Annotated in this window: 25 protein-coding genes and 1 tRNA gene; 16 read left to right on the top strand and 10 right to left on the bottom strand. The window is 44.6% G+C overall.

Annotated elements, in window-relative coordinates; genetic code table 11:
* Positions 1-3: 3 nt before the first annotated feature.
* Together ACRD6K_RS07580 and ACRD6K_RS07575 are read right to left on the bottom strand one after the other, a co-directional pair.
* Positions 4-453, bottom strand: a complete 450-nt coding sequence (locus ACRD6K_RS07580; RefSeq protein WP_430972770.1) for a hypothetical protein — start codon at positions 451-453, stop codon at positions 4-6.
* Positions 450-1,178: a peptidoglycan recognition protein family protein gene (locus ACRD6K_RS07575; RefSeq protein WP_430972769.1), complete on the bottom strand. Its 729-nt coding sequence runs from the start codon at positions 1,176-1,178 to the stop codon at positions 450-452. The genes ACRD6K_RS07580 and ACRD6K_RS07575 overlap by 4 nt, the downstream gene beginning before the upstream one ends.
* Positions 1,179-1,341: 163 nt before the next feature.
* Between ACRD6K_RS07575 and ACRD6K_RS07570 the strand changes: the two genes are divergently transcribed.
* The 14 genes from ACRD6K_RS07570 to ybaK all read left to right on the top strand — a co-directional run bounded on the left by ACRD6K_RS07570 (position 1,342) and on the right by ybaK (position 14,920).
* Positions 1,342-1,415: transfer RNA gene (locus tag ACRD6K_RS07570), tRNA-Pro, on the top strand.
* A gap of 296 nt (positions 1,416-1,711) precedes the next feature.
* Positions 1,712-1,864, top strand: coding sequence for a hypothetical protein (locus tag ACRD6K_RS07565; protein WP_430972768.1), 153 nt, complete (start codon positions 1,712-1,714; stop codon positions 1,862-1,864).
* 185 nt (positions 1,865-2,049) lie between these two features.
* The gene (locus ACRD6K_RS07560; RefSeq protein WP_430972767.1) at positions 2,050-4,305 is read left to right on the top strand and encodes an efflux RND transporter permease subunit; all 2,256 of its coding nucleotides are present in this window, start codon (positions 2,050-2,052) and stop codon (positions 4,303-4,305) included.
* A 6-nt stretch (positions 4,306-4,311) separates the two neighbouring features.
* Entirely contained in the window at positions 4,312-5,073 is a 762-nt protein-coding gene (locus tag ACRD6K_RS07555) for an outer membrane lipoprotein-sorting protein (protein WP_299576592.1), read from the top strand.
* 79 nt (positions 5,074-5,152) lie between these two features.
* The gene (locus tag ACRD6K_RS07550) at positions 5,153-5,950 is read left to right on the top strand and encodes a sulfite exporter TauE/SafE family protein (protein ID WP_430972766.1); all 798 of its coding nucleotides are present in this window, start codon (positions 5,153-5,155) and stop codon (positions 5,948-5,950) included.
* Between the two features lie 18 nt (positions 5,951-5,968).
* Positions 5,969-6,706, top strand: a complete 738-nt coding sequence (locus ACRD6K_RS07545) for a phosphatidate cytidylyltransferase (RefSeq protein ID WP_430972765.1) — start codon at positions 5,969-5,971, stop codon at positions 6,704-6,706.
* 6 nt (positions 6,707-6,712) lie between these two features.
* A complete protein-coding gene (locus ACRD6K_RS07540) occupies positions 6,713-7,387 on the top strand; it encodes a phosphatidate cytidylyltransferase (RefSeq protein ID WP_430972764.1) in 675 nt (224 codons plus the stop codon).
* Positions 7,388-7,453: 66 nt separating this feature from the next.
* Positions 7,454-8,596, top strand: a complete 1,143-nt coding sequence (locus ACRD6K_RS07535) for an SDR family oxidoreductase (protein ID WP_430972763.1) — start codon at positions 7,454-7,456, stop codon at positions 8,594-8,596.
* Positions 8,597-8,635: 39 nt separating this feature from the next.
* The gene (locus tag ACRD6K_RS07530) at positions 8,636-9,223 is read left to right on the top strand and encodes a CDP-alcohol phosphatidyltransferase family protein (protein WP_430972762.1); all 588 of its coding nucleotides are present in this window, start codon (positions 8,636-8,638) and stop codon (positions 9,221-9,223) included.
* A gap of 15 nt (positions 9,224-9,238) precedes the next feature.
* Positions 9,239-11,686 (top strand): DUF5686 family protein, encoded by a 2,448-nt coding sequence (locus ACRD6K_RS07525; protein ID WP_430972761.1) that lies wholly within the window; start codon positions 9,239-9,241, stop codon positions 11,684-11,686.
* 81 nt (positions 11,687-11,767) lie between these two features.
* Positions 11,768-12,562: an SDR family oxidoreductase gene (locus ACRD6K_RS07520; RefSeq protein ID WP_430972760.1), complete on the top strand. Its 795-nt coding sequence runs from the start codon at positions 11,768-11,770 to the stop codon at positions 12,560-12,562.
* A 32-nt stretch (positions 12,563-12,594) separates the two neighbouring features.
* On the top strand, positions 12,595-13,650 hold the full coding sequence (locus tag ACRD6K_RS07515; protein ID WP_430972759.1) for a VOC family protein: 1,056 nt from the start codon (positions 12,595-12,597) through the stop codon (positions 13,648-13,650).
* A gap of 157 nt (positions 13,651-13,807) precedes the next feature.
* Positions 13,808-14,392 (top strand): TetR/AcrR family transcriptional regulator, encoded by a 585-nt coding sequence (locus tag ACRD6K_RS07510; RefSeq protein WP_430972758.1) that lies wholly within the window; start codon positions 13,808-13,810, stop codon positions 14,390-14,392.
* A 60-nt stretch (positions 14,393-14,452) separates the two neighbouring features.
* Complete coding sequence (ybaK, locus tag ACRD6K_RS07505) at positions 14,453-14,920, top strand: Cys-tRNA(Pro) deacylase (protein WP_299576575.1); 468 nt, start codon at positions 14,453-14,455, stop codon at positions 14,918-14,920.
* 21 nt (positions 14,921-14,941) lie between these two features.
* Here the strand turns inward: ybaK and ACRD6K_RS07500 are convergent, their stop codons facing one another.
* The 7 genes from ACRD6K_RS07500 to ACRD6K_RS07470 all read right to left on the bottom strand — a co-directional run bounded on the left by ACRD6K_RS07500 (position 14,942) and on the right by ACRD6K_RS07470 (position 21,945).
* A complete protein-coding gene (locus ACRD6K_RS07500; RefSeq protein WP_430972757.1) occupies positions 14,942-16,060 on the bottom strand; it encodes an ABC transporter permease in 1,119 nt (372 codons plus the stop codon).
* 108 nt (positions 16,061-16,168) lie between these two features.
* Positions 16,169-17,275, bottom strand: coding sequence for an ABC transporter permease (locus ACRD6K_RS07495; RefSeq protein WP_430972756.1), 1,107 nt, complete (start codon positions 17,273-17,275; stop codon positions 16,169-16,171).
* 92 nt (positions 17,276-17,367) lie between these two features.
* The gene (locus ACRD6K_RS07490; protein ID WP_430972755.1) at positions 17,368-18,156 is read right to left on the bottom strand and encodes an ABC transporter ATP-binding protein; all 789 of its coding nucleotides are present in this window, start codon (positions 18,154-18,156) and stop codon (positions 17,368-17,370) included.
* A gap of 36 nt (positions 18,157-18,192) precedes the next feature.
* Positions 18,193-19,104 carry an ABC transporter ATP-binding protein gene (locus ACRD6K_RS07485; RefSeq protein ID WP_430972754.1) on the bottom strand — a complete coding sequence of 304 codons (912 nt, stop codon included), beginning with the start codon at positions 19,102-19,104 and terminating at the stop codon, positions 18,193-18,195.
* A 55-nt stretch (positions 19,105-19,159) separates the two neighbouring features.
* Positions 19,160-20,038, bottom strand: coding sequence for an HlyD family secretion protein (locus tag ACRD6K_RS07480; RefSeq protein WP_430972753.1), 879 nt, complete (start codon positions 20,036-20,038; stop codon positions 19,160-19,162).
* A gap of 11 nt (positions 20,039-20,049) precedes the next feature.
* Positions 20,050-21,318, bottom strand: a complete 1,269-nt coding sequence (locus ACRD6K_RS07475; RefSeq protein WP_430972752.1) for a TolC family protein — start codon at positions 21,316-21,318, stop codon at positions 20,050-20,052.
* 12 nt (positions 21,319-21,330) lie between these two features.
* Complete coding sequence (locus tag ACRD6K_RS07470; protein ID WP_430972751.1) at positions 21,331-21,945, bottom strand: TetR/AcrR family transcriptional regulator; 615 nt, start codon at positions 21,943-21,945, stop codon at positions 21,331-21,333.
* Between the two features lie 226 nt (positions 21,946-22,171).
* Here ACRD6K_RS07470 and ACRD6K_RS07465 point away from each other — a divergent pair, with 226 nt between their 5' ends.
* Positions 22,172-22,978 (top strand): 3-keto-disaccharide hydrolase, encoded by an 807-nt coding sequence (locus ACRD6K_RS07465; RefSeq protein ID WP_299576558.1) that lies wholly within the window; start codon positions 22,172-22,174, stop codon positions 22,976-22,978.
* Between the two features lie 211 nt (positions 22,979-23,189).
* A complete protein-coding gene (locus tag ACRD6K_RS07460) occupies positions 23,190-23,621 on the top strand; it encodes an SRPBCC family protein (protein ID WP_299576556.1) in 432 nt (143 codons plus the stop codon).
* Here the strand turns inward: ACRD6K_RS07460 and ACRD6K_RS07455 are convergent.
* On the bottom strand, positions 23,618-24,568 hold the full coding sequence (locus tag ACRD6K_RS07455; RefSeq protein WP_430972750.1) for a DMT family transporter: 951 nt from the start codon (positions 24,566-24,568) through the stop codon (positions 23,618-23,620). The two genes, ACRD6K_RS07460 and ACRD6K_RS07455, sit on opposite strands and share 4 nt — an antisense overlap.
* Between the last annotated feature and the right edge of the window lie 27 nt (positions 24,569-24,595).

Below are 24,595 nucleotides of genomic sequence, written 5' to 3'. Positions count from 1 at the left end.
GGATTAACTGGGTTCATCGCCAACAATTTCTTTTCCTTTACTCGTATAGACTGATCCGGAACCTGATTGCTTACCTGGTCCCATAACGGCACTTGCGGTAATCTTGGCAATTTCCTGCTTCGTTTTGTTATCTTCCTTGATGATTTTCTCATCGTTGCGGTCCTTCCTCTCCATCACCCGAAAGATCTCCTTCATTCCAAAAATCAATCCCCAAATAGTCGTATTGAAAGTCACCCACTGCGCTCCGTTGATTCCCATTTCAAAGGCCCGGTCTCCAACCTGAATCACTTGCTGATTCATAAGCAGGTAAGTGGATACCCACGTACAAGCCACAAGCCCCCAAAGCTTAACCGAGATCAGCGTAAACATAAACTTTGAGAACCATTTCAGCCAAAATTCCTTTTGCGAAATCGTGTAGTACTCATCCTGATTGATATTGCTTTTTTTGTTCATGATGCTTGCGTTAAGGTTAATAGTTTAAGCCAGGTCTGAGGGCCGGCAATCCCATCCACAACCAATTGCTGATCGGCCTGAAAACGCCGAATGGCCGATTGGGTTTTGACGCCCAATATGCCATCAACCACACCGGCGTTATACCCCAGTGTATTCAGACGTGCCTGAATTTCCCGAACAGACTTGATAATATTTTGAGGATTTAAGCTCGCGTCAAACTGCCCCCTCTTTTTCTCAACCCACTCCTGCATCACATAGCCCGGGCAGGCTGGCTTGCCAAAATTGTAGTGCCCAAACAGACTGGTATTCGGAAGTTTAAAACTAGTGAGCAAAAAATCAACCAACTCATTGACCGAGCGAATTTGCTCTTTCGTAGGTTCACTCGTTCCCAAATCGTACCCGGGCCCCGAAAAATTCCCCTCCAACACAATTCCAATACTGCTGGTGTTTTGCCCTTTGCAATGCCACACAATGTCAGAAAGCTCATTGACTTGCACCACCTCTCCATTTTTCCGGATTCCATAGTGGTAACACATGTGCGGACAGCCTTTGGGAGTAATGTGGTTTTGTGGTCCTACGGATATGTGGTATTGATTCACATTTTCAATGGAGCTTTCACCCAGCTCCTGATGAATAATAATTTTGTCAATTTGAGAAAGCTCTCTCTTTCGCCAAACACGCTCGGCATGCCAAGGTAGCTTGGTAATTAGATTCTTGATTTGCATAAGAATAGCGTTTAGTTACGGCCATCCAATTTACAAAATAAAAATAAAGGAGTCAATCGTATGAAATACTCCACAAGAAAGAAATCAAGTGCTGACACCAATAAAATTCTAAAAATAATTCCATCATTTATTCGAAAATTGTACATTTGTCCCACTTCAAAAACGGGATGTAGCGCAGTCTGGTAGCGTACCACGTTCGGGACGTGGGGGTCGCTGGTTCGAATCCAGTCATCCCGACTTTTTTCTTCAAAAAACAATCCACTAAAAATTTAGAAATTAAAACAGAGAGAAAAGCCGCTGCTTTTTCTAGTTGCTTTTTGAAATCATCTCTCATTCAGAAACACGTGTACCATTGCCCTACTCCAAACTGTATTCTCGACAACAAAGAGCCAGCTTACTAAACTGCATTTTGCGACCCGCAAGTTAGATTTCGACCTAAGCCGATTTCAATTTCCTTTGAAATATTCTTTTGGATTGGTAAAAAAGCTACATTTGCTACTCGAAAACGAATTTAGTCTAATAAACTGAAAACCATGAAAACAGATTCAATTCATAACATATCCATCCTGACTACTGACCGGCAAGCCAATACTGTTTGTGTCGCCAGAAGCAACACCAATGACAAACCGAGACAAACAAAACACTGCCAGACACATACAGCAACACAACTTACTAAAACCAGTTAATTACTAAAAGTAAACACACTGTAGATGTATCTCAAAGTACTGCCAGACACACCATGCCATGCTTTGATTGACAGGTAAATTATTTTTTACACAAAAACAGACCATTAAACGATTATCGTTTTTGAAGCTACACAAGACAGCCTTTATAAATATACCGAGTAACAGAAAACAAGAATCAGAAAGCCGTGAATACGCTAGTCAAAAAATACAGATTTTCATTAATCATCGGCATTATCGCCCTTGCATTGCTTTCGGTTTCACAATTCAGCAAGCTTACCATCAATCCAAGCTTTGACGACTACATTCCAACCAACGTCGGGAACCGGGCTTACCTCAACCAACTGGACAGTATTTTTGGGGGAAGCGAAAAGATTATGCTGATACTGACCAAAGACAGCAACATTATCAATCAGCAGACGTACGACCGCATGGTTCGCCTTTCCGAAGAACTGCAAAAACTGGATGGCGTTGAAAACTGCCTGTCACTAATTGACGTGATCGACATCAAGCTGGAAGATGGTATTACCGAGCTCGCCCCAATAATTGATAAAATTCCAACAGAACCGAAAGCACTGAAAGAGCTGAAACAAAAGATTCGCTCCAACAAAATAGGCCAGCGCTTTGTCGCCTCTGACTTTTCAGCAACAGCCATCATCATCACCAAATCCAATGAAAGCGAGGATGGCGTCCTTATTCCAGCCATCCAGGAAGTCATTGAACAGACACCCGGACAAGAAAAAATCTATATTGGTGGCTTATCCTATATTCGGCACGCCATCAAGTCCTACATCAAAAAAGACCTGTTCACCTTACTCCCGGCCGCCCTAATTTTAATGGTTTTCATGCTCTATTTTTCATTTCGTGAATGGAAAGGCGTTTTACTCCCTTTTGCTATTGTCATTTTATCCATCCTGTTTTCATTTGGATTCATGGCACTTATGGGTTGGGAAATTTCGCTGATATCCGTGCTGCTTCCCATTATGTTGATTGCCATTGCCAACGACTACAGCATTCACCTCATCAACGCCTACCAGGAAAAACTGGCTGTTTCACCCCAACTAAGCATGAAAGCCATTGCCGCAGAAATATATCGGGAATTGCGTAAACCCATTGTCATTACGGCACTAACTACGATTGGCGGCATGTTGGGATTGCTTTCGCACCAAATGAAACCAGCAGCCCAACTGGGAGTACTTGCATCAGTTGGCATCGGGCTGGCGCTTTTAATGAGCCTGTTTTTAGTTCCGGTACTTTTAACATTCTACCAGAAACCAAACACAATACCGGCAGAAAACAAAAAACCATTGCTTATCGATAAAATACTCAACCGGTTTGCCTTTTGGGTCACTAGCTATCCCAAAAGCGTCATCGCTTCATTTCTGGGAATTGCGCTCATTAGTACTGCCGGACTGTTTTTACTAAAAGTGGACACCAATGTTGAAAGCTATTTCATTGGCAAATCTGACATCAGGCAGGGCATTGAACTGGTAAATGAAAAATTTGGAGGCTCACAATACATTTCCTTGCTGTTTGAGGGCGATGTACTGTCCCCTGAAACACTAACCCGATTGGAGAACTATACAAAGCAAATAGAACAACTGCCTGAAGCAGGGCATGTAATTTCTCCAAGTACGTTTTTCAAAGAGCTGAGCAAAGGCATGTACACGCCTGAAGAAGTTGGCTACCTGGCCTTGCCTGCATCCAAAGCCGAAGCCGAACAGAGCCTGGAGATTTTCACCATGGGAGGCTACGAAGACCAAATCGCTCAATTTATTGATTACAACTATGAACATACGCGAATCCTGGTCAGCCTAAATGACGGCAGTAACCAAGCCGGAAAATTGCTCTTAAAATCGCTGCACCAAATCACTCAAAATGATCCACAATTGGTTTGTATAGCGGGCCCCGGACTGTCGAAAATTCAAATAGCCGACATGGTTATCGAAGGGCAAGTAGCCTCGCTATTGCTAGCACTTGCCATCATTTTTGTTTTGCTATCCATCATATTCAAGTCATTTGCAGCCGGAGCAAAAGGCTCGCTTCCGTTGGTTGTTTCCACGCTTTACCTATTTGGGATGATGGGCTTCGTAAACATCCACCTCGACATTGTAACGGCCCTGTTATCTTCAATTATGATTGGCGTTGGCATTGATTATACCATTCACTTTTTATGGCGCTACAAGACAGAATACGCTGTTTCACACAATAGCAAAATAGCCATAACACAAACCTTAAAAACCACCGGTAAAGGAATTGTATTTAACGCATTCTCTGTTATTGTCGGCTTTTCAGCTTTAATTTTTTCCAGCTTTGCACCCCTTCGTTTTTTCGGGCTGCTGGTTGTTATTTCTATTTTTTCGTGCCTGATCAGCGCTTTGTTGCTGATTCCGGCTCTGATCACAATCACAAAACCTAAGTTTTTAGAATCCAATGTAAATTAATGTGTTATGAAAAAGATAATCATCCTGCTTTGCTTAACCTTCAGCCTGTTCAGCGCTTCAGCTACCGACACCATGGAAGCCAAAAAATTGTTTGAGCATTCAACGCAAAAGTTGTCCTTGCAAAACATTCGCCTGGTTCTTGACCTGGAAACATTCGACGGAAAAGGCAACTGCAAAACCAAAGAACTGACGGTTTCTTACGCTCAGTTTGACGACGAACGAAAAGTGCTGATTGAATTACTTGCACCTGAAAATGTTATGGGAACAAAAATCGTTACCACTGACTATCCGGATAAAAAAGGCATCATTGAAATTTACATGCCGGCAACAGGGCGGGTTCAAAAAATCAGAGCCAACCAGCGCAACCTCAAAATAATCGGAACGGAAATTCCGATAGAGCAGTTCAAATCGGCCATTGACAAGGATTTTGAGTTCACTTTTCTTGAAAAAACCGACTTAAACGACACCCACTGTCAAAAGATAAAAATCCAGAGTCCGGAGGAAAAAGGTTATCGAATCGCCTTCGTTTCGATCGATAAAGAACAGCTAATGAGCATTGAGCAATACGATATAAAAGGCAAATTGGTTGGAGTAACCGAATTTTCGAATTATATTGAGGTTGCTAATTCAAACGCTAAATTTTTCCCGCAAATGATTCTTGTTAAAAATTTGAAATCCGGTAAAAGTTCAGACTTGAAAGTTCGGCAGGTCAATCACCTCAGCCAGGTAAACAGTGACGACTTCATACTCACCCCAACCCAATCCTAAATCAATGGCTAATCCCAACAGACACAAACACCTAAAAAACAAGCGTTTTCAACGCTCTTTTATCCGATAAGAACAAACTATGATTTTCCATTCAACCATAGAACCCGTTTATTTCCTACTTCCTTTCATCGGCTTTGTTATCGGCCTGTTTGGAACCATGCTGGGAGGTGGCGGAGGTTTTTTCTTCCTGCCAATTCTCACACTGCTGGTTGGCGTTCCGGCCCAAACGGCGGTGATCACCTCGCTGGTAGCCACACTTCCCATTTGCCTGGTGGGCACACTGGGGCATCACCGAAAAACAAACATCAACTTTCGGATTGGAGCTTTATTCTCGCTCACCGGTATTTTAGGAGCCTTCCTTGGCGCAGGCATAACCGGGTTGATCAGTCCGGAAGCGCTGAAAGCCAGCTTTGGTATTTATGCCATTCTGATTGCCGGCAACATGGCCTGGGGAACACTGAAGAAAACAAAAAGCCCAAAAACCGAAGAGGCAACTCAAGAACAAACAGGTTTGAGCCGGAAAGCAAAGGGGTCATTTTTCGGATTCCTGGCAGGAATGATTACCGGCACTTTTGGAACGAGCGGAACAGCTCCGGTTTTAGCCGGACTTTTCTCCATGCACATTCCACTAAAACTGGTCATTGGCACCTCGTTGGTTGTGGTGCTCACCAACACCCTTTTTGCCATTAGCGCCCACTTGCTGGTCGGACAGATTGATCTGATGCTGGTCTATTTTCTTACTGCCGGGTCAAGCATCGGCGCGGCACTGGGCCCCAGGATTCTATTCAAAACCAAAACGGACCAATCGGAAAATAAAGTCCGCTATTTATATGCCCTTGTAATGGTTGCCATTGGAGTTTTAATGATATTAAACTGAAAATCAAACAACAAAAACATGATTCAAACAATCTATATTATAATTCTAACCTATTTCCTCTTAGGAGGAATTGGCTTCTATTTCATCAACCGGAAGAAAGATCCGCAGGTTGCCCGAAAAAGTCACATCAAATTCATCACCTACTTTTTCATCATCAACACCTTATTTTTCAGCATAATCATCAACACGGCCATCTTTCGGGTTTTAACGGTTGTCATCATAGCAGCCGGTCTTCTTGAGCTGCTGAAGCTGTTTCAAAAAAACGGGTTTCAACATAAAGGGTTCTTTGTATTGTCCATAGCTGTTTTTGCCTCCCTTTCATTCGGATTTTATTTTTTCAGTGGGTTTGCACAAGGCTTAATTCTTTTCTCATTCTTGGTGCTCTCCATCTTCGACAGCTTTAGCCAGATAACCGGGCAACTGTGGGGACGAAAAAAAATAGCCCCCAACATCAGTCCGAAGAAGACCTACGGAGGATTGATTGGCGGAACCCTTGTTGCTCTGGCAAGCAGCTTCTGGCTCGATCCACTCTATGCCAACAACATCGGCAAGTCGCTGCTACTGGCAGCTGGCATTATCTTTTTTGCATTTACCGGCGACCTGGCGGCTTCGCTGTACAAAAGAAAATACCAACAAAAAGATTTTAGCAACCTGATTCCCGGGCATGGCGGTTTTCTCGATCGCTTTGACAGCCTTATTGCCGGAGGAGCCTGGATTGCTGTGTGTATCTATTTCTTGAATTTTAAACTATTCTGAAATCCTATGGGAAATATAATTGTACTCTCATTCATTTATTTAGTCGGCATCATCTTACTGCTGGCATTCAATGAAATAAATTACCGAAGGTTCAAACTGAAAGGCGAAGTTACCCGAAAGTTTGCCCATTTTACGGCCACCCTGGCCACCGTACCATTTCCCTATATTTTCCCGTCGCACTGGTACATTCTGGTGCTGGCCCTGTTGTTTTTTGCCGCTTTGTTTATTACTCAATACAGCAAGCAGCTAAAATCCATTCATGACATCCAGCGAAAGTCGATAGGCAGCTACCTGCTACCTCTTTCCATATACACCACATTTCTGATTGCCAGCCTAATGGAAAATAAGTTCATCTACATTCTCCCCATGCTGATTCTGGCCGTTTGCGACCCCATGGCTGCCATCCTCGGAATTAACCTGAAAGCATACAATGGCCGAATCAAACTATTTGGCCATAAATTAGATAAAACCTGGTTGGGCTCAGGAGCATTCTTTGTCACCAGCCTTGTCATTAGCTTAATTGCCCTGTATTTTCACTGGGAATTATTCAACTTAAAAACATTTTGGCTGGCTCTGACCATTGCCATTGTCAGTACCCTGGCCGAGCTGGTGAGCTGGAGAGGCTCAGATAACCTGACCATTCCTTTAAGCGTTTTACTGGTACTGGTGCTTTTTATGTAGAAAACCAAGAAATTATTGCAACTTATAAGATAGAACAGAGGAGCACGAAGCATTAAAAACAAACACATGAAGAAAATAATAATCAATGGAGCAAACGGCTACGTAGCCGCGAATTTTATTAACAAGTTACTTTTACAGAACTATAAAATCATCGCCTTGGTAAGGGCGAATAAAAAATACTCGGCCCAGGAGCGCATGCAAACCGCCCTTGCAGAAATCAATAACGGCGAAAGAATCGATACGCCAAACCTGGAAGTATACGATTACGCCTTAGACCAAGAAAACTTTGCACTTCCCGCTGAAAAGGCAAAAGAAATTTTCAGCGGTGAAGTTGATTACTTTCATTTTGCAGCCAGCTTGAAATACGACACCAAGTCCAAAGAAGAAATCTTTAAAACAAACCTGGACGGGCTTACAAATTCCATCAATATTTTCTCGGGATATGCCACTCCCAAGTCCCGGTTCATCTTTATAAGCACGGCCTATTCCTGCGGGAAGTTTGACGGTTTATTCAAGGAGAAGTTTTACGACAATGAAGAGATTTCCAGTTTCAGAAACTACTACGAACAATCGAAACGACTAGCTGAAAATATCCTGAAAGACAGAATTGAGAACCAGGGATTAAACGCTCGCATCATTCGGTTATCTCAGGTGGTTGGACACAACGAAACAGGAGCAACCAACACCGACTATGGTATTTTTGACTTTGCCAAGCGCATACACAGCTTATCAACCCGTCATCCCAATCAAAAAGTCCGGGTTCGGGTTGATCCGGAATCCACCCAAAACCTGATTCCGATCGACACCGTTGTTGACTACCTGATCCGTACCGTTGAAGTTTACGATGCTCCGGTCATCATGAATTTTATTGCCAAACAATCGACCAAAAACAGTCATATCATAAACAGCCTCAACAAGCTATTGCCCATCCAACTGATTCCTGCAAAAGATTTGGATCCCCAGGAACTGAATGCTCTGGAACGTATCATATCCATCGGCATGTCTTTTACAGGGAGTTACACCGGCATCAACATCTTATTTGACACAACAAATTTGGATCAATTGGGGTTATCAGTAGATAATGAAGCAACCGAAGAAAGCATCTTTAAAATGTTGGAGAATTTCATTCAAAAACTTTCCAGCAAAAAAGGAGCAGTAAACACTCCTCCGCAGAAACTAAACGGTTGCGCTTATGAAGCCCAATCCTAAACCAAACCTACGAATACAAACACAATAAAAAAACAGAAAATGAAACAACTTATAATTAAAGGGGAAAATGTACTAAATGTTCCCAATTTCATCAGCCTTTACCGCCTTCTGGCATTTCCGGTTATCCTCTATATGGCACTGGCCGGAGTCGAACAATGGTTTGTCATTCTACTGTGCGTAAGCCTGGTCAGTGATGTGCTTGATGGAAACATTGCCCGCTACTTCAACTTACAAACCAACTTTGGAGCGGCACTGGACAATCTGGCCGACATTTGCACGTACGCCATGGCCTTATTGGGTTTGTTCCTTTTTAAATGGACCGAAATTGAACCACATGCGTGGATCCTTTACCTCTTTCTGGCCGTATTTGTTTTAAGTTACATTGTGGCCTTTTACCGGTTTCAAAAAATACCTGGACTCCACCTCTACTCTGCCGTATCTGCAGGATACGTTCAGAGCATTTTCTTTTTCGTTCTGTTTGTCTTTGGCTTTTACCCCTGGATGTACTACCTGGCTGTAGGCTGGGGAGTGGTAGCCTATATTGAGAAGATTTTTGTTTTACTAAAGCTCGACGACATCAAAATTGGTGTAAAGGGACTTTACTGGTTGTTGAAAGAAGAAAAATAGTAAGAAGCTAGAGCCATGTTTCAGAAAACAATAGTGGTCATCCTGATGATCATTAGTAGCTTGTATACCCACGGAATTGAAATTTCGGGCTATATACAAGATCAAAAAAATAAGGAGCCTATCCCTTTTACCAATGTGCTGGTAAAAGGAACCACCAATGGCACGATGGCGGATATCAATGGTTTTTTTAAACTGTCGGCATCGGCCAACGATACGCTTTATATCTCATCAGTTGGTTATTTCCCTCAGGAAATTCCAATCAAACAAATTAAGAATAACCACCTCATTGTGTACATGGAGGAGAATGTACAGAAGTTAAATGAGGTGAATGTGCGTCCGGAGATTCCTCGTGCTAGAGTGATTTTTAACCAGATTCAGAAGCACAAAAAGGAAAACCAAAAGCAAGTCAGGGGAGTTACCAACTACAAAACCTTGTCGAACACCACCGTATACGTGGCCATTGACACCAGCTCCAACATGACACGTTTTATTGAGAACCTGGAAGAAGTTACTTTCGAATCGGAGAAAGAGAACATCCGCTTCTCGCCCATTTACCTGTCTGAAGAAGCCTTAAGCATTGCCGAGGACAGCGTTCAGACCGTGTATAAAAAAAAGGACGGTATCTTCCCACGCCTGAACCAGGCCATCGAAAGCTTAATCCTGCTCAACATTGCCGTTGATTTAGATTTTTACAACGACCAGGTAAACATCCTCGAGCGTGGATTTATTTCTCCGCTCAGCAATTCGGCCTTGTCCTATTACAACCTTTACCTGAATGACAGCACAATGGTTGATGACAAAAAATATTTTCATTTTTCATTCGCGCCAAAAAATAAGTACAACCCGCTTTTTTCAGGGCAATTTGTAATTGAAGATGAAAGTTTTGCCTTAACTGAAATCAATGCCTACATTGCCCGCGAGGCCAACCTGAACTTTGTAAATGGCTTTAAAAGCAATGTCAGTTACAAATATACTCCCGGCGAAGGCTGGTTCTACGACCTGCAGGATATTCGCATCAACTTAGCTCTTTCGTTAAACAAAGACTCGCTGTCGACCTACAGTTCCAAGCGTGCCGACAATATTTCAAGCGGAAACTGGCTAATCAACAAGTCCATGCATTACTCCACATCCCAGCGCCTGAATAACATTGCTCCGAGCGAGTGGACCAAGCAACCCGAATTTGAAGCTCACCAGCTCAAAGATGATTCCTACTCCCGGGTCAACCAACTGAAAGGGCAGAAAATTGTGAAAGGGATTGATGCTGTTGGAGGTCTGGCATTAACCGGATTTCTGAATATGGGTAAATTTGATTTAGGACCAGTCTTTGACATTTACAGCACCAACACCATCGAAGGGAAAAGACTGACCCTCCCCTTTCGAACCAGTGAAAAAATGTTTGAGCGTTTTTCCATTGGAGGCTTTTTGGGTTACGGCACAAAAAACAAGGCATTCAAGTATGGAGCCAACCTGATTTACCAGCCACAGGAAACGGACAAATTTCTTTTCCGCTTCGCTTATTTCAACGATTACTCGCTGATAACGCAGGATAAATACCTTCGTTTCATAAAAAAGAATCCCAACAACAAAGGAAACGGAAACTTCATTGCGGCAGTAACTTCCAAAGAACCCAACCCCTTCCTGAAAGAAGAGCAAAGTTTTGAGCTGCGGCTGGAGTACAATGCCCCCAATGACATTCACCTGGAAGCTGCCCCGTATTTTCTGAAAAGCACCAGCACTCCCAATGTTCGTTTCATCCGCAACTCGATTGAATACACGGACTACAACAACTATGGCGTTCTGCTAAACATGCGCATTCCCTTTGGACAGCATTACGATAAGTTTTACTTTGACCGGATTTACTATTCCACCACCACACCAGTGGTCAATCTCAGCCTGGACATTGGGCAGGCTTCGCTGCCCGGACAAGCCGACAAAAACCTGGGACTATACACCCAGTTTCATGGCTCTATTCAAGGCCGGATCAACATGGGACAGGTTTTTATGAGCTACATGTTCAACGGAGGCTACCTGATTGGCGACGCTCCTTATGATTTACTGGACCAACCCGTTGGCTCCATGTCGCTGGGCTATGCCAAATACCGGTTCAACTTATTGCACCACGCCTCCTTTGCCCACAACCTGTATACCAATACCCATTTGCATTTCAATGGCGGTGGCATTATTCTTAACCGGATTCCGCTTTTCCGAAGACTAAAGTTACGTGAAGTAGTGTCGCTAAAAGGACACTACGGAACCTTAACCGACTCTTACAAAGGCGTCTTCGATTTGCCTGCCTATTATGCCAGTGATGCCAGCAAGCCCTATGCTGAAATTGGATTTGGCTTAACCAATATATTCAAGGTTTTACGTGTTGAATACATTCGTCATCTTGGGTCAAACTATGCCGAAAGCGATTTCACTTATAAAAATGGCATCCGGTTCCGGGCCGAAATGAGCTTTTAAACCCGAAAACCAAAGCCCGACAAGCAGAAACAGGGAGCTTACGTAAAATTTAATACATTTGCTAGAAGCAAGTCTGATCAAATGAAAAATCTGAAAGAAAAAGTTGTTTGGATAACCGGAGCCTCCTCCGGCATTGGAGAAGCATTGGCTTATGCACTGGCACGCAAAGGAGCTAAACTGGTTCTATCGGCGCGAAATAAAGAAAAACTGGAGCTGGTAAGAACCAACTGTCTTCAGCACACAGACACCTGCCTTGTTTTTCCGGTCGATCTCTCCAACGTCCAGCAAACAGAAGAAGCAGCTGACGCTGTTTTGTCCCAGGTTGGCCGGGTGGATTTGCTGATCAATAACGCCGGCCGCAGCCAACGCTCGCTGGCCAAAGAAACCCCGCTAAAGATTGATCGGGACATCATGGAACTCAACTTTTTCAGCGTTGTTGCCCTGACCAAAAAAGTGTTGCCACACATGCTGAAAAATCAGTCGGGACACCTGGTAGTTATCAGCAGCATCTCCGGCAAATTTGGTTTTCCCTGGCGAACAGCCTACGCAGCCTCCAAGCATGCCATACAAGGCTATTTCGAATCGCTGCGCGCCGAACTAAGTCAGGACAATATTCAGGTTACCATCGTTTCGCCAGGCCGGATAAAAACCAATATCTCAAAAAATGCCTTAACCCAAAACGGACAGGCCTACAACAAAATGGATGACGGGCAGGCCAACGGCATGTTGCCCGAAGATTGCGCAGCGCAAATTGTGAAGGCCATCCAAAAAAACAAGAAAGATGTATTGGTGGGAAAAAAGGAGCTTCTAATGGTTTACATCCGGCGTTTTGTTCCTGCGCTGTACCACAAAATCGTAACAAGAATTAAGAATTAGCAGCAACCAAACGTGCTAAAAAAGATAGAATTATGAAGAAAAATATTTGCGGTATTCAACAAGTTGGAATTGGAGTTAAAGATGCCGGAGCAGCCTGGAAATGGTATCGTAGAGCGTTTGGAATGGATATTAACGTTTTTGAAGATACGGCTACGGCCAAGTTAATGCTCCACTACACCAATGGCAAACAGTGCGACCGCTATGCAGCACTGGCCATGAATATGGAAGGTGGTGGTGGATTTGAAATCTGGCAACACACCAGCATGGAGCCCAAAGCCCCCGTGTTTGACGTGCAACTGGGTGATTGCGGAATATTTATTTGCAAAATGAAATGCCGCGACATTCAAAAGGCTTATGCCCGTCATCAGGAAGAAGGCTTCGACCTTGTCGGTTCCCTAAGCTATGATCCCCAGGGCAACAAGCACTATTACCTGCGCGATCCGTACAACAACCTTTTTGAAGTGGTGGAAGATCAGCACTGTTTCATGAAGCAGAAATCAGTAACAGGCGGTGTTGCCGGCGTGGTTATCGGTGTTTCCGACATTGATGAAGCCCGAAAGGTATACTCCGACATCCTTCAGTACGATCAGCTCGTTTACGATAAAACCGGCCAGTTTGAAGACTTGGCATCGCTCCCCGGAGGAGCCGAAAAGTATCGTCGTGTCCTGCTAAAACACCAGCCCCGAACCGGCCCTTTCAGCCGCCTGCTGGGACCAACTCAAATCGAACTGATCCAGCCCCTGGAGCGAACACCCCGGAAAATCTTTCAGGATCGAATTTGGGGCGAGCTTGGCTACATCCACCTTTGTTTCGATATCATGGGCATGGATCTTCTGCAAAAAGAATGCGAGCAAAAAGGCTTTCCCTTTACAGTCAACAGTGCCAACAGTTTTGACATGGGAACCGCTGCCGGACACTTCTCCTACATTTCCGATCCGGATGGCACACCCATCGAATTTGTAGAAACCCACAAACTTCCTGTTATCGAAAAATTGGGTTTGTTCATCAACCTAAAAGGTCGCGACCCTAAAAAATCGCTGCCCGATTGGATGCTGAAAACACTTCGCTTTAACCGCGTAAAAAACTAAGCTGATTGACCAGGCGGTTCAATGAATCGCCTGGTACAGCTATTCCCTGGAGAGGAAACATTTTTGGTGCAAAAAGTTTTTTATTCGTCCAAACAGTGCCTGTTTTTTTAGATTTTCTCGTATTTTTGCTACCGAAAAACTAAAATAGTCGAATTAGATGACAGAAAAAGACGAAATAGTAAAACAGGAAATCTTACTTGAAGCTCAAAAGTTGTTTCAACAGTTTGGAATGAAAAAAACAACGATGGATGAAATTGCTGCTTCCTGTGGAAAAGCAAAAAGCACTCTCTACCATTACTTTAAAAGCAAAGACGAAGTATTTGAGGCTGTCATTAAGATGGAACGTATGAACCTTCGCCAGCTGGTAAAAAGCAAAGTTGAAGAGCAAAAAGGTATGGTTAATAAAATACAAACCTACGTCATCGAATTCCACAAAGAGGTATGTAAACGAGCCAACCTGTATCGATTAATGAAACAGGATTTTTCGTCGCTGGGAGTTTCCAAAAAATACTTTTTAAGCATGATGGAGTACGAACAGGCCTACATCACGCGGATTTTGGAAGATGGGTATGACTCCGGTGAATACCTGACTCCCCATCGGGAAGATATTCCCTGGATTAGTGAAATGTTTCTGGCTTCATTTTGCGGCATTGTGCAGTACGGTTTAGAGAAAGATGGCTTTTACAACGAGGAAAAATTGGAACGCTTTGTCAAGCTGATCACCCCTAAAGTTTTTAGCTAAGTCAGCCTCCGTTCTTTTCCATTAAACAGACTGTCTTCAGCAATCCCGACTCGCAATACCATGAAGAAAACAAATGCCGCCCGCATACTCGACTCCCATAAAATTGACTATGAGCTGGTGCCTTACTCCGTTGATGAAAATGATTTGAGTGCGGTAACCCTAGCCCAAAAATTAGGACAAAACATCGAGCAGGTTTTCAAAACACTGGTCCTTCGCGGAAATGCGACAGGAATCTTCATCGCTGTTATTCCCGGGCAGGCCGAAGTCAACCTGAAAAAGGCCGCACAGGTTTCGGGCAACAAAAAAACAGAGATGATTGCGCTAAAAGAGCTGCTTCCGCTCACCGGTTACATTCGTGGAGGCTGCTCCCCTTTGGGCTTAAAAAAGCCCTATCCCATCTTCATTCATGAAAGCTGCCAGCAACACGATTTTATTTTCGTAAGCGCCGGAAAACGAGGACTTCAGCTGAAGCTAAATCCCAACGATCTGATCACTGCCGCCCAGGCAGAAGTGTGCGATTTAATCTGAACCTTAAAACTTCGCCCTGCCTTAGCTTGTTTTTCGATAACGCCAGATGGACAAGCCCAAAAAGGAAGTTCCAATAATCAGCAGCGAAACAAATTCCTGCCACAAATCAAAAAAGCCGGAGCCCTTTAAAACCACCATTCGCATAATGCGCATGAAGTAATAAATCGGGTTAATGCGATCGAGCCACTGCGCCCACTCCGGCATGCTCTCAACCGGCGTAAAAATGCCGCCCATCAAAATAAAAATCATCATAAAAAAGAAAGTCACAAACATGACCTGCTGCTGCGTTTCCGTTACGGTGGAAATAAACAGCCCCAGCCCCAACACGCCTACCAGGTAAAGGGCAGCAAAACCAAACAACAAGGGAAGACTTCCGACTATAGGCAGGTTAAAAACCAGCCGGGCAATCAACAAACCAAAAGCCAGGTCGAACAAAGCAATTACCAGAAAAGGCAGCAGCTTACCCAAAATAAACTGATACTTTTTGATCGGTGTTACATTCAACTGCTCAATGGTTCCCATTTCCTTTTCACGCACCAGATTCATGCCCGACAAAAACATGCCGATAATGGTGACCAGAATCGCCAAAATACCGGGCGCCATATACCATTTGTAATCCAGCTCCGGATTGAACCAATACGTATCTTTCACCCGGACTTGCATGGGCGGATTAAACTCCGGCAGGCTTTTCCACTCAGCAATAATTTCGCGGTTAAAACCTGTCAAAATCCCCCGAGCGTAAGAATAAATCAACGAAGCTTTGTTGCCATCAATGGCATTGATCAGCAATTCAACCTTGGCTTCATCCTCCCGAACCAGTGCCCGCTCAAAATCCTGCGGGATGATCAGCACAAAATCGGCAGCTTCTTTCTTGAAGCTGTTTTCAGCATCCGTCACATCAAAAGAAGCATCGTAAATCCGGAAAAATGGCGACGCTTCAAACTTTGCTACCAGCTCACGCGAAGTTTCCGACTGATCTTGATTAACCAGGTACAAATCCACATTTTTCAGGTCGTACGTAGCTGCAAAAACAAGCACCAGCATTTGCACCAACGGCAGTACAAAAATCATAGGCAGCATGGTTTTATTGCGAAAAACCTGAATGAACTCTTTCTGAAGAATATAGCGTAAAGTTCTCATAACTTAATTCTTGAAGTCTGTTGAAAAAATTTGAATGTTCTTGAAGCCAATCGCCTCGCCGCGCTTTTCATGGTATTGCACTGCTTTTCTTTCCACACTTTTCATCACTTATTCCAACCTCGTTTTAAATTTCCTCACCGCAATAGCGGTAAATACAACGGCCATCCCCAGTAAAATCAGGGTCTCCTTCCACACATACAGAAAGCCGGTTCCTTTTAACATCACATTTTTCAAAATAACAATAAACCAGCGCGGAGGCATCAGGTGCGAAATGATTTGCAGGGGAACAGGCATATTCTCAATGGGAAAAATAAATCCCGACAACAAAATCGTGGGCAGCATCAGCGCAATCATGGAAATAAACATGGCTACCATCTGGTTTTTAGAAACGGTGGAAATAAGGATTCCCAGGCATAGCGCCATCAGAATAAACAAAATGCTTTCGGCCATAAGCAACACCCAGCTACCTGCAATGGGCACCCCAAACACCCAGTGACCAATCAGTAATATAACCAGGGCATTGATGATGGATAAGGCCAGGTAAGGCGCCACTTTACCCAAAATAATCTGCACCGGACGCAAAGGCGAAACCAGCAAAATCTCCATGGTTCCCAGCTCCTTTTCGCGGGTGATGGAAATAGAAGTCATCATGGCTGAAATCAGCATCAGAATCATGGCCATAATGCCCGGCACAAACATATACACCGACCGCAACCCTTCGTTGTAAAACATGCGTACTTCCGGCTCCAATTGCATTGGAAGCGCCAACTCCCCCATTTCCTTCAGGATATAATCATTGATGATTCCGGAAGTATAACTGGCCAACAGCTTCCCCATATTGGGGTCGGACGCGTCGGCAATCACCTGCACATTGGCCTTTCCTTCCTTCTCCAGAGTTTGTGCGAAATTGGGTTCAAACACCAGCACTTCCTTCACTTTACCTTTTCTGAAAATAGCTTCCACATCTTCGGTACTTTCCAGGTATTGATCCAGAATGAAATAGCCCGAAGAAAGCAGCTTGGCGGTAATTTCCTGCGTTACCTCATCTTTCGACTGGTCGTAAATGGCCAGGTGCGCATCCTTAATTTCGTTGGTGATGACCGTTCCAAACAGCATCAGCTGGGCTATCGGTATTCCAAACAGAATAATCATGGTTCGCACATCCCGAAAAATGTGGAAAAACTCCTTTTTAACAAATCCCCAAAAACGTTTCATACTATTGTTTCAAATCTAGTGTATCGAGTTGTGAGTATTGAGTCGTGAGTTATCAATGCCTCACAAATCGCTACTCATAGCTCATTTCTTCCTTACTCCCCATTTTGTGCGCCACGCGCCAACTTCAGGAAAACACCGTTCATATCTTCCGATTGAAATTGCTGTTTCAATTTTTCAGGCGTATCCAGCGCAGCAATCCGGCCATCCACCATAATGGAAACCCGGTCGCAATATTCAGCTTCATCCATGTAATGGGTGGTTACAAAAATGGTTTTTCCTTCAGCTGCCGCTTCGTAAATAAAATCCCAAAACTGGCGTCGGGTAATCGGGTCGACACCTCCGGTTGGTTCATCCAGAAAAATAATCTTCGGATCGTGCAGCAAAGCTACCGAGAAGGCTAACTTTTGCTTCCATCCCAATGGCAACGAAGCAATAAGCTTGTCACGGGCATCCTCCAACTGCAGCTTTTGCAACAATACCCGTTCTTTCTCTTTTCGCTGCTTGACCGAAATTCCATAGATCCCCGCATAAAACCGAATGTTTTCGGCAACAGTCATGTCCTCGTACAAAGAAAACTTCTGGCTCATGTAGCCAATGTTACGCTTGATTTGCTCGGCTTGCCTGTACACGTCAAAACCGCCCACCGACAACTCGCCGGAGGTTGGGCTGGACAAGCCGCATAAAATGCGCATGGCTGTTGTTTTTCCAGCTCCATTGGCTCCCAAAAAACCAAAGATCTCGCCCCGGTACACCTCGAAGTTCAAATGGTCATTTGCCACAAAACTGCCGAACTTTTTGACCAGGTTTCGAACCTCAATCACCTTCTCTCTGGCGCTAGTTGCTGCATCCCCTACCTTTGTATTTATAGACTCAATTTTCATCAATGCTCTGTTTAATAAACCATTCAAGCAAACTCACTACTCTTCATTCCCAACCATCAGGGCCATAAACACATCCTCAATGCCAGGCGCAATCTGGTGCACCTGCAACTGCTGATGATTTTTAGTCTTTAGGTAACGTTCCAACTCATAGGCTGTCAGCCCTTCCTTTTTAGGAGTAACATGCGCAAACTGACCAAAGGCATAAGCCGTGTCAATTGAATCCCATTCGCGCAAATCAAGAATCAGGCGGTGCATTTCTGTCGAACGTGCGGCCAACAAAGTACGTGTATAGTTTGCCACAATTTGCTCCGGTGGATCAATACGCAAAATCTCCCCTTTCTGCATCAGTGCCACCCGATCGCACAAGCCCGCTTCGTCCATGTATGGTGTTGACACCAGGATTGTGATTCCTTGTGTTTGCAGCTTTTTCAACATATCCCAAAACTCTTTACGCGACACGGCATCCACCCCCGTCGTTGGTTCGTCCAGCACCAGAATCTTAGGTTTATGAATCAACGCGCATGACAAAGCCAACTTTTGCTTCATTCCTCCGGAAAGCTTCCCGGCCAGTCGTTTTTTGAAAGGTTCAATATGCTGATAAATATCTTTGATGAGTGCGTAATTTTCTTCAATGCTTGTTCCGAAAACCGTAGCCAAAAATGCCAGATTTTCCTCCACCGACAAATCCTGGTAAAGCGAAAAACGCCCCGGCATATAACCTACCAACTGCCGGATTTGCTTGTAGTCACGAACAACGTCCAGTCCATGCATAGCAGCCTGTCCTTCATCAGGCAAGAGCAAAGTCATCAGAATTCGCATCAAGGTCGTTTTGCCCGCTCCGTCCGGTCCAATCAAACCAAAAAGCTCGCCTTCCTGAACCTCAAACGAAATGCGCTGAAGTGCCTGAACATCTTTGTAGGACTTTGAAATGTTATTTACTCGAATCATCGCTGTTCCCTCTTTCAGTGGTTCGTATTGATTGTTTTTTCAGCCTGTCCTGTCCCTAAAATTTAACTTCTCCGGGCATGCCGATTTTCAGGCGGCCATCATTTTTCACCCGGACCTTTACGGCATAAACCAGCTTCACCCGTTCTTCCTTGGTTTGAATGATTTTAGGCGTAAACTCCGCTTCCGACGAAATCCAACTCACCTTGCCGGATAGCGACTCATTTTCAGTTTTGTTTTTATCAATCAGCACCTCTACCTTCTGCCCTAGCTGTATCGCAGGCAATTGGGCCCCGCTCACATACATGCGCAAGTCCAGCTCTGTCAGGTCGCCAAGTTTAACCACAGCCTTGCCGGGAGCAGCCAACTCGCCCAGTTCCATATACTTTTCAAGCACCACACCGTCCATCAAACTGGTAATCGCACACTTCGCCAACTTATCTTCGGCAATGGCCAGCTGAGCCTCCAGCACATCCAGCTCGCTGTTGATGGAAACAAAACGCGTTTTGGTACTTTGCAATTGCTTTTCCAGAACCTGCATCTGTCCGTCCACATCATCAACCTGCTGTTGAGTGGCGGCCCGGTCGGCAAACAGCTTGTGAACACGATCTTGCTGAATCTTCAGGTTTTTGATCTGCTCCTGCTGCACCTCAACCTGTGCGCGTAAATTCACCTTCTGGCTGGCAACCGCCTTTTTCTGAGCATTCAACTGTTTAATCTGCAAACTCAACTGGGTGGTATCAACCAGGCCCAGCACCTGCCCCCGAGTGACCTGATCCCCCAATTCGATATCGAAACGAATCAGTTTTCCGGCAATTTCCGAAGAAACAATCACCTCCTCCGTCTCGAAGTTGCCATAAGCATCCGAGCGATCATCGTTTCCTGTGCATGCCACCAGGCTAAGCAAAGCCAAAATCCATAGGTATTGTCGTTTCATTACTCTTTGTTTTAAGGGTTATTTCCTTTGATTGTCTGATAATTTACTTTGGCCGCTTCCAGTTGCACCTTGTGGGTTTCCAAGGCAATCCGCGCTGCCAGCTCCGCATTCAAATCCTGCAGGTAATCCGAAGTGGTAATGGTTCCGTTTTCAAGCTTCGATGCAGCACTGGCTGTAATGCGGGCCTGCAGGTCAATGAGCTCCTGATCGCTGAGCAGCAAGGCTTTCAGTTGCTCCATTTTCCGGTACTCGCCATCCAGCGCAATCCGGATGTTTCGCTCAAACTGCCGCTCACGGGTTGTCACCAGATCCTGCTGAATTTGAATAATCTCCTTTTCCCGGCGGGTATTCTTCCAGTCAAATGCCGACCAGCTCACTCCGAGTCCGACTAAAGCATAAGTATCGAAATCGCTGCTAAGCATGTTCAGTCCGGGACGCCCATAGCCTGCCTGTCCAAACCCAAACAGTTTGGGATTACGCTTTTTCTGAAGCAAATCAGAAGAAGCTGCCAGCAGGCTGGTTTGTGTTTCGAACAAAGCCAGTTCTGGTCGACCAGGCAACTGATTTAAGTCTGGTTGCTGCGATTCTATTTCCAGTTGTTGCAGGTCATCCGGGTGCTTTCCGGTTAAAATGGCCAAGGCTGCCACCACCGTTTCTCGCTGCAATTGCAGTTCCAGCTGTTGTTGCTTTACCTTTACCTGTTCAGCCCGAATTTGATCCAAATCCGACTCCAGGCGCATGCCATTCTCAACCGCAGAGAACATCTGGGTTTCACGCGCTGTCAGGGTTGCCAGTTTCCGCTCCAGAAGAGCCAGGTTCTGCTGAATCAGAAAACTGGAAAAAAACAAGCTATTCACCTGCTCTCTTAGCTGGTATAGCTCAACTTCCACCGTCTGCAGATTCGTTGCAGTTCTGGCCTGTTCCAATATGGCATTGGCCTTGGTCAGTCCACCATCCCAAATACTTTGCTTCACATCCAGGTACATTTTGTACTGATCTTTCGCCTGCCCGGGAATCGCCACATTGGGAAGTGCAATACCCACTTCGGTTACATCTGTCTGGTAAGTCGCCTGCGCGTTTAAATCCACTTGGGGCAACTTATTGGTTTCGTTGTTTTCCAGCTTCAGCGTACCCATTTGTTCGTACAGTTCCTTTTGTTGCAACAGCGGATGGTATTCGCGGGCCCATTGCTGACAGTCCTCCAGCGAAACAGGCTGCTGCCCCCACGCCACCTGCACTGTCAGCATCCCAAAGAATATCAGTTCAATCACTCGTTTCATTTTTCTGCTCTTTTAATTGATGGGTTGAATGGCTCGAATTACAAATTGCTTCACTTCTTGTCTACGCTCCTCAAAAAAGGCCTGAGTAGCTTCTGGGTCTTCATTAAATGCCACAAAGCTGATCACGGGCTTGGCAGCAAAGGGGAACACACATAAACCAACGACATTCACAACCAAGTGCTCCGGTTTCATGCGAATCAGTTCTCCCCGGTCCATGGCCTCCTGCATCACTTGAAAAATTGGCTCCAGCTTAAAGCCGTGTTTCATGACAAGTTTGAAAAATACAGACGGATCGCGATTGACTTCCTTCAGGATAAAGCCCGGTAAATACGGATGCTTAAGCAGCAAATCCAGGTAAGTGTCAATGGCTTGTTCCACTTTATCGACAAAGGGAAGTTCAGCCTGTAAAATCTGCCCAATTTTTGGAAAAGCAAAGCTTACAATCTTCGAAAAAATGGCATCAAATAATTTATCCTTACTCCGAAAATAATAATGCAACAAGGCCTTATTGATTCCGGCAGCATCGGCAATTTCCTGCATGCGTGCTCCCTCCATTCCCTTTTGAACGAAAACCTGGGTCGCCGCCTCTAAAATTTTGTCTTCGGTAGTGTCTTTTGCAGTATTCATCGCTATTCTGTTTTTGAAGTTGACTTAATTAATCAGCAAATTTAACCAATTGGTTAAATCATGCAGTCAAAAGTAAAGGCTTAAAAATTAAGATCCAAGCTTTTTAACCAAAATATTTAACTATTTGGTTAAAGCTAGTTTTGAGCTGAATTTTAGACAACAGCAAATTCAAGATGTTTACTAATTAAAAAATTGTTATTTTCACGCTTGAACTAAATAAAATCTAATGAAAAGCATCAAATTCAAACCTTCATTTTTACTATCAGCAACGCTGGCCATCTTTCTGTTTTGTTCGTGTCAACCTCAAAAAGAAAAGGGGTGGATTCAATTGTTCAACGGGAAAGATCTGAGTGACTGGCAAATTAAAATTACCGGCCAGGAATTGGGTGTAAACTACAATAACACTTTCCGGGTTGAAGACGGCTTGCTAAAGGTACGATATGATGCCTATGACTCCTTCAACGGAGAATTTGGCCATCTTTTTTACAAACACAATTACTCGCACTACAAAATGCGTATTGAGTACCGCTTTGTAGGCGAACAGGCACCAAACGGGCCGGGATGGGCGTTCCGCAACAGCGGAATCATGATTCACGGACAGCCTGCAGAAACCATGGAAAAGGACCAGGATTTTCCAACATCAATTGAAGTACAGCTTTTAGGAGGCAACGGAACTGATGAGCGCTCAACCATGAATTTATGTACTCCCGGAACCAACGTGGTTATGGATGGTAAACTGGTGCTGGATCATTGCATCAACTCCAGCTCCAAAACCTACCATGGCGACCAATGGGTAACTGCTGAAATTGAAGTTTACGGCGACTCGCTCATCAAACACCTGGTTGACGGGGAAGTGGTTATGCAATACACTCAGCCACAGCTGGACGAGCGTGACCCCAGCTACCAAAAATTGCTGCCCCCCGATGGCAACAAACTGCTAAAAGGAGGGTCTATTTCCCTGCAGGCCGAAAGCCACCCGGTTGATTTCCGGAAGGTGGAGCTGCTCAATTTAGGGGATGATTGTTGCCACTAATCCAAAGCTTAATCGATGAAAACACTAATAAGCTAACGAATAGCAGAAGTGGTTACTGAACATTGAGTTTCACACCGATTTTACATACAAACCCGGCAGACATTGGGACTGGCTGCCGGGCTTGCAAACTCAATGCCAGCGGCCTGCTTCTTCGCGATTCACAACAATCAAGTTTCTGAAGATCTTGAATGTTTTAAGACAAAATTGCGTTATGAAAATTGAAGTCAATAAAAAGGCACCAGCCTTTCATGAAACAACAATTTTAATCCATGCTCCGGCCGAAAAAGTTTACAAAGTACTTTCAGGCATCAACAACTGGCCCAAATGGCAGACGGAGGTAACGGAGACCATGTTGCATGGACGGGCCACCGAGGAAACATCTTTCGCATGGAAAGCCGGGGGATTTAAAATAAAGTCACGGATTCACACAGCCAATCCACCCCATGAGTTCGGATGGACGGGCCAGATGCTCTGGCTCAAGGCTATTCACAACTGGATTCTGATTCCGCAAGGAAAATCCACCCAAGTTATTGTACAAGAAAGTCTGGAAGGCTGGCTGGCCCGCTTTATGCAAAAAAACCTGACCAACGGGATGGCACAAAACCTTTATGAATTGAAACTGGAAGCCGAAAAACCCGACTAAAGGGAGGCTTCCGGTTTTACAAGGGCCGCATTTCTTTTGATCTGACGGGCCGCCCTGCGGTTCGAATAGTTCAAAACCAACAAAGAGCAGGCAATAATCAGCATCCCTGAAATGGAAACCCAATCGGGCGATTCATCTGGCATAAACACCCAGCCCAACACAGCTCCGGCCACCGGAACCAAAAACTTCCAGGTATTTAACTCCGACACTTTTACGCCCGGGCGTTCCAAAAGAGTAAACCAAATACTAAAAGCAGCTGCCGACAAAAAGCTCAGCCAACCAAGTGCATAAAAATATTCCGGAGCCACAGCTCTCAGGCCAAAGCCTTCCAACGGAACAGAAATAATCAGGAGTCCAATCCCACCAATAAAAAGCGACGAAGAGCTAAGTACCACTGGCGACAGCCCTTTCGGCTTTTTAGCTACCATCACATTTGAGAATCCGGAAACAAAATTATTCATCAACAGCAAAGCAATTCCCCACAGGCTTATTTTAACGCCTGAAGGCAGTTCGCTGCGACCAAACGTAATCACCCCAACTCCAATCACCCCAACTAAGATGCTCAGCGTTTTCACCAGGTCCATTTTATCATTGTGAAAGCTAAAATGCGACACCACCGAAATAAACAAAGGCGAGGCACCAATAATTAAGGCAGAAATGGAAGCCGGTAGCAGGTTAATCCCCGCATAAAAGAACATGTACTGCACAACCGTTTGCAACAAGGCAATGAGTAAAATAAATCGGCTGTTTTCAAAAAGTTGTCTGCGGTATTCCTTGAAATTGTTGAAATACAGAAAAAGCATTAACCCCGAAAGTGTAAACCGCACTCCGGCAAACTGAAACGGGCTGTGGTATTGCAAGCCGATTTTGACCCCCACAAAAGCAGACGACCATAGCAAGCAAGCTATGATCGCCAAAAAAATCGTATTCGAAAAAAGGTTTCTCACGTAAATTCAATTAATCCATAAAAAGGC

Source organism: Sunxiuqinia rutila, from assembly GCF_050589705.1.
GTDB lineage: Bacteria > Bacteroidota > Bacteroidia > Bacteroidales > Prolixibacteraceae > Sunxiuqinia > Sunxiuqinia rutila.
The sequence above is the reverse complement of the archived record's forward strand: the minus strand, read 5'-3'. Positions and strand labels throughout refer to the sequence as shown.